Origin of the sequence: Streptomyces sp. NPDC006134, assembly GCF_040628835.1 — a bacterium.
Taxonomy (GTDB): Bacteria; Actinomycetota; Actinomycetes; order Streptomycetales; family Streptomycetaceae; genus Streptomyces.
In genome coordinates this window covers 1-5,095 of the sequence record NZ_JBEXTV010000129.1, presented here as the reverse complement: position 1 = coordinate 5,095, position 5,095 = coordinate 1, and the positions used below count along the sequence as shown (strand labels likewise).

Genomic DNA, 5,095 nt, shown 5'->3' with positions numbered 1-5,095 from the left:
CCGAGTACGAACGCGACGGGCGGCGACAACAGGAAGCCTCCCCGCAGTCCGCCTGAAACAAGATCACCGGACTCTACGAAACTCGGGGCAGCTCAGGGATCTGCTCCAGAGCGATCCGAGTGGGTTTGCCAGCCACTACGGGGTCCAGACGCAGCGTGCGTACCCAGGATTGGACGCCTGGTGGCAGATCGCGCGGGGCCCCGCGCAGCGCCCAGACCAAAAACTCCAGCAGGCTGGTCTTACCAGCGCTGTTCTCCGGGCGCACGATGGCCCAGATTCCGGGCTCAAAGGGCCGGTCGATGGTGAACGGCTCGCCGTCGTGCTTGATCCCGTCGACTCGCAGACGCAGGATGCGCAGGCGCCGGTCGGCAGGGGCTGGCGTTGTCAGCGCGATGTTGGCTTCGGCAAGGGCACGCTCGACCTGGTGCTTGGCGACGTCCAACCGGGCGGCGGCCTGGGTCAGAATGTCGTCGGCGGTGGGCACAACCGGTGGCGTAGCCACGGGGTCCGGCTTGGTCACGACGCCTCCTGTCCGTCAGCTGGTGCACTGGCCTGTGGGGGTGCCGCGATGGCTCGCAGCGCCCGCAGCCTTGCCCGCGCCTGATCAGTGATTGGGGTGATGTACGACCCGATGGGCGTGTCGGCGTAGTCCCGCAACAGATACTGGCGTTTCTTCAGCTGTGTCCCTCCCAGCCCGTCAACCAACGCCACCACCCGCTTGGTCCGCTCCACGTACCAGGCCAGCGCCGGGGCCTCTGCGACGATGTTCACGGCAAGCGTGCGGCCCGCCTGCAACAGGTAGTAGCGGTGCTCGACCACCTTCCGCTCCCGCAAGACCTGCGTCTTTTTCAGCAAGCCCCGTTCGACCAGTACCGCGAGGGCGTCGTCGAGCTCCTCGAAGGCACCAAAGCGGTGCCGTAGCATCGGAAACCGACGCAGGTCCGGTTCCTGGGAGGAGAGGATGTCCTCGGCCAGATCGAGCAGCGCAGGCTCATCCGGAGCCTTCTCGTGCTCCGTCATCAGCTCATAAGCCAGATAGTCGGGGTAGCGCACCCAGAAATCGAGCTTCTGCAGCCGCACCTGCGCGCGGACCACACCCACGCACTCGGCCGGCACCTCACCGTCCACGCCGGGTCGCGGTTCATGAGCCGCCGCATTGATCAGCAAGAGCATGCGCACCGCGTCCTGCCACCCCGGCGGCCCGCACATGCAAGCACGCACCCTCAGGGCCCTCCAAGCAAGGGCTGGCCACGACCTTCCCTCGTCTCGTCACCTTCTGCACACGCAGAGTAAGACGCCGCACGATCTTTCGTCGACAGTTCGGACAGCGCGGATCATCCCCACCGAGGCAGCCCTCGCGGAGTGCCTTGTGAGCCACGGCGTGCTGGTCGGCGCGGGCACCAGATGCGCCATAATGCCCGCCAATCATGCCCAGTCCATGCCGAGCTTCCGCAGCGCGTCGAGCTGCTCCTGGGCGAGCTTGTCGCGTCTCGATTTCGTGTTCGATACCCACACGCCCAGCTTCACGACCACCGGCTCTGCCTCGCCGTCGACCGCGATCTCCTCACTGTGGCCGCGTGGCACTGGCCGGTGGCCCTCCCGCTTTACCCACTGAGCGAGGGCCGCCAGACCCCGTTGGAACGCCTGCTGTGCCTTGTTCGGGCTCTTCGTCGCGCGCTCAGCCGCGGGGGCGGGAGTCGGCACCTCAGCGGGCTTGATGCCAAGGCTGGACAGCCGTTCCTGCTGCTCGGTGGAGAGCTGTGCCCAGGCACCCGGCTGCTTCTGCCGCTGGAGCCATTTGCCGATGTCATCGCCGTCCATGAGCACGCCTGGGGCGATTTCGGGCAGCGTGCCGTCAGCGTCGACCAGGTCCGCAAGGACGCGGTAGTGCCGCTGCCAGTCGAGCGGCCAAGGGCAGTTCCAGTCCGGGTCGATTGCGGCCAGCTGCTGTGCGCGCTCCGCGGCCCTATCCGGGTTCTTCCCCAGGCCGCCCTTCCTACGGAGATTGGCCATGTGCTGACCGATGGGTACCATCGCCTCGCCCTCACCCCAGACGGCGTCCTGGCGGGGCGCGAGGTGCCCGGTGGCCCGCCGGTAGGACCGCAGCGCGGCGAGCTTGTTCTCCCAGGCTTCCTCGCCGGGCTCCCACACCATCCCGGCCGCCGGCAAGTCGAGCAGCTCTTTGCGCCGTGGCTCCAGCTCGCCCGCACGCAGCGCCTTCCGCTGCTGGTGGACCCATCGTCCGAGCGGAAAAGCCTTGGTCGCCCCGACTTCGACCTCAACGTCGTAAGGAACGGCATGCAGGCCGCTGATCTCGTTCTCCTTCCGCCAGCGGAGCAGGGCCTGGTAGCCCTCCAGCCACACCAGGGACTCCGGCCGGTACACCCGCGTACGCAGGAACGCGGCGATCGTGGTGGCGTCGCGCGGGCTGGAGAAGTTGAGCAGCGCCGACTCGGCAGCGACGTCGGCGCCGTCGTCGTGCTCCTGGCCCTCGCCTTCCTCGCCGCCGGCCCCGACGATCCGCCCTTCCTCATCGCGCCGGACATGCACCTTGCGCTTCCCGTGGGTGAGAGCACGGGAGGCGAGCTGTTCCACGAGTCGTTCATCATGACTGCGCAGGCCCTGCAAAACGGCTACGAGCGGTCGGAAGCTGGCGGAGGCGACCATGTCCTGCGGGTCCTCGCCGGGCTCGAGGAAGACCGGCACGATGATCCGCGCGACCTTGGTGGAGCCGTCGCGGTTGAGCCTGAGCGCGCGGCCGATATTCTGCACGATCTCGACCTGGGAGCCGCGGGTGTCGGCGAAGCAGACGGCCTCCACACCCCGTTCGCCGGTGATGTCCACCCCTTCCCCGAGCACACGGCAGCTGGCGAGGAACGCCCGGTGCACCCGCCGGCCCATGGTGTCGACCCCGTTGGCGAACTGCCGCAGCACCTCGCGCCGCTCGGTGACGAGGTGGTCGCCGCACAGCCACGCCGACCACACCCGGTCCGGCGGTACGTGGCGGCCGGCCTCCAGCTCGTAGAACTCCGCGTCGATCGACGACGCGGGCAGCTCCTCCGCCTGCGCCAGGTCCTCCTCAGAGGCGTCGTTGACGTACAGGTGCGCGGCCGTCTGCGGCAGCTTCTCCGCGAACGTGGCGGCCTCTTCCACCTTCTGGTGGAACGTCATGACCGTACGCAGGTTCCACTTCGCGGCGTGCTCCAACAGCGCGGTCTGCAGCAAGGCCAGGCGCCGGCCCCGCCGCGCCTTCTCCGACTTCCCCAGAACGGGGGAGGGGTCGCGGATCTCGAGGACGTCGATCTCGAACCCGGCGAGGATGCCCCGCTCGATCGCTTCGCTCAACCCGAGCTCGGCAAGCCATGGCCCGTAGGTGGCGGAGTCCCGGCCCATCGACGCGATCTCCAGCTCCTGGCCGGCCGCGCCCTTCTGCGGGTGGGGCGCGGCGAGGATGCGCGGGGTCGCGGTGAGGTAGAGCCGGTAATCGGCGGGGATGCGGGCGTTGTCGTGGATCGCCGCCCACGGCCGACCAAGCTCCCCCGCGGTTGAGTGGGCTTCGTCCACGATCGCGAGGTCGAAGCCGGCCATGCGCTGGCCGTACAGACGCTCCCCGCCCGCCAGGGCGGCCTCCAGCGGCCCGCGCACCTTGCCCTGGCCCTCGGGTGCGTCGATGTCCTCGCGGTCCACGAGAGAGGCGTACGTGGCGAACACCACCAGCGGTCCGCGCCCGGCCCACAGGGCAAGCTGGATCGGGTTGGTTGTGGTGCGCACCCCCAGCTCGTTCAGTACCGGGTCGTTCTCCAGCGAGCACACCGCGACCATCGGGGCCCGGTGGCCCACCCGGTGCCACGCCTGGGCGGTCTGCACGAGCAGGTCCAGGGTGGGCACGGTCACGAGGATCCGCCCGCCCGGGAAGCACTCCAGCGCGCACGCGGCCGCCGTGATCGTTTTCCCGGATCCGGTCGCGGACACGATCGTGCCCCGCGCCCCCTCCGACGGTACAGATGATCTTGCAGGAAACCCCACCCACCTACGGAAAGCTGCTTTCTGAGCCACCTGGTGTTCCCGAAGCTGAATACCCAGCATTATCAAGCCCTCCCTCTGACTTATTTTTCACTCGCTTCGGGAATCACTGGGACGGCGTGAAGGGCGGGACGGACACCGTACCGTCATCGCCTACCACGATCCGCTCGGCGAGCTGGGCCAGGACCTGAGAGGGAGGCAGCCCCGCCCGGTAGGCCACCGTCCGGAGTAGCCGGCTGGACGCGGCGGACAGCCAGACCTCCACACGCAGCTCATCCGCTCCCTCCCGCCCCTGTTCCCCGGAGGCGGCCTGTGCGGCAAGCGCATCAGCAAGCCGTTCCTCACGCTCACGAGCCCACACCGAGCCCTGAACATCCTGCTCCGGCTCGTACACACTCCAACCGAGCACACTCATCAAGTCCCTGACGCGCTGCCACTCAGCGTGTTTGGCCAGCCAGGTGACAGCCAACCGCTCCCGGTCCATCTCGAACTTGTAGAAGGAGCCGTTCCCCCTCAGCCGCTCCGCGGTTTCCCGCTCACGGACAGCGGCCTCCGCGACCTTCTCCGCAACGGCGGCGGCATCCAGGCCATTCGCCTGACGCCGGACGTGATCCCGCGCCACGTCCTGAGCACTCCACATACGTCTTCCCTTTTCCGAGAGCGCGGACATCTGGGCCCGCATCAGGTCATTAAGATGTGTCTCACGATTTCGCCAATACTACATGTGCATCAAACTGGATGAAGCCGCTACGCCGACATCCGAATCGAACAAGCACCCCGCCTCTTGTAGCCAGCCAGGCCCGCGAAGCGGGCCCCAACGGTCCTGAAGGCGCAGCCGGAAGGACCGTCAAGCGGGGGAGCACAGCGGACCCGCCGACCCGGGCTGCAGCGCAGCGGAAGCCCGGTAGGAGGACGAAGCCCCGCCACTCCGAGAGCGCAGCGAACGGAGCGTCACCCGGCCTGCGTAGCAGGCCGGGTGTGCGGGACGCACACCGTCCCGCAAGCGCTCCCGCGGAGCGGGAGCGCAACCCCCGCGCGCAGCGCGGGGGTTCGCTTGCTCCGGGCGCAGCCC

Annotated in this window: 4 protein-coding genes; all 4 read right to left on the bottom strand. The window is 68.5% G+C overall.

Going from position 1 to position 5,095, the window contains the following annotated elements; genetic code table 11:
• Positions 1-73: 73 nt before the first annotated feature.
• A complete protein-coding gene (locus tag ABZ340_RS36295) occupies positions 74-520 on the bottom strand; it encodes an ATP-binding protein (protein ID WP_358786163.1) in 447 nt (148 codons plus the stop codon).
• Positions 517-1,173, bottom strand: coding sequence for a hypothetical protein (locus ABZ340_RS36290; RefSeq protein ID WP_358786162.1), 657 nt, complete (start codon positions 1,171-1,173; stop codon positions 517-519). Before ABZ340_RS36290 ends, ABZ340_RS36295 begins: the two co-directional genes overlap by 4 nt.
• A gap of 252 nt (positions 1,174-1,425) precedes the next feature.
• Positions 1,426-4,086 (bottom strand): Helicase associated domain protein, encoded by a 2,661-nt coding sequence (locus tag ABZ340_RS36285; protein ID WP_358786161.1) that lies wholly within the window; start codon positions 4,084-4,086, stop codon positions 1,426-1,428.
• Positions 4,087-4,129: 43 nt separating this feature from the next.
• Positions 4,130-4,705: a hypothetical protein gene (locus ABZ340_RS36280; RefSeq protein ID WP_358786160.1), complete on the bottom strand. Its 576-nt coding sequence runs from the start codon at positions 4,703-4,705 to the stop codon at positions 4,130-4,132.
• Between the last annotated feature and the right edge of the window lie 390 nt (positions 4,706-5,095).

What these genes read in the sequence shown, in the direction of transcription:
- ABZ340_RS36290 (WP_358786162.1), bottom strand. Translation starts at nt 1,173, where the DNA reads ATGCTCTTGCTGATCAATGCGGCGGCTCATGAACCGCGACCCGGCGTG.
- ABZ340_RS36285 (WP_358786161.1), bottom strand. Translation starts at nt 4,086, where the DNA reads ATGCTGGGTATTCAGCTTCGGGAACACCAGGTGGCTCAGAAAGCAGCT.
- ABZ340_RS36280 (WP_358786160.1), bottom strand. Translation starts at nt 4,705, where the DNA reads ATGCGGGCCCAGATGTCCGCGCTCTCGGAAAAGGGAAGACGTATGTGG.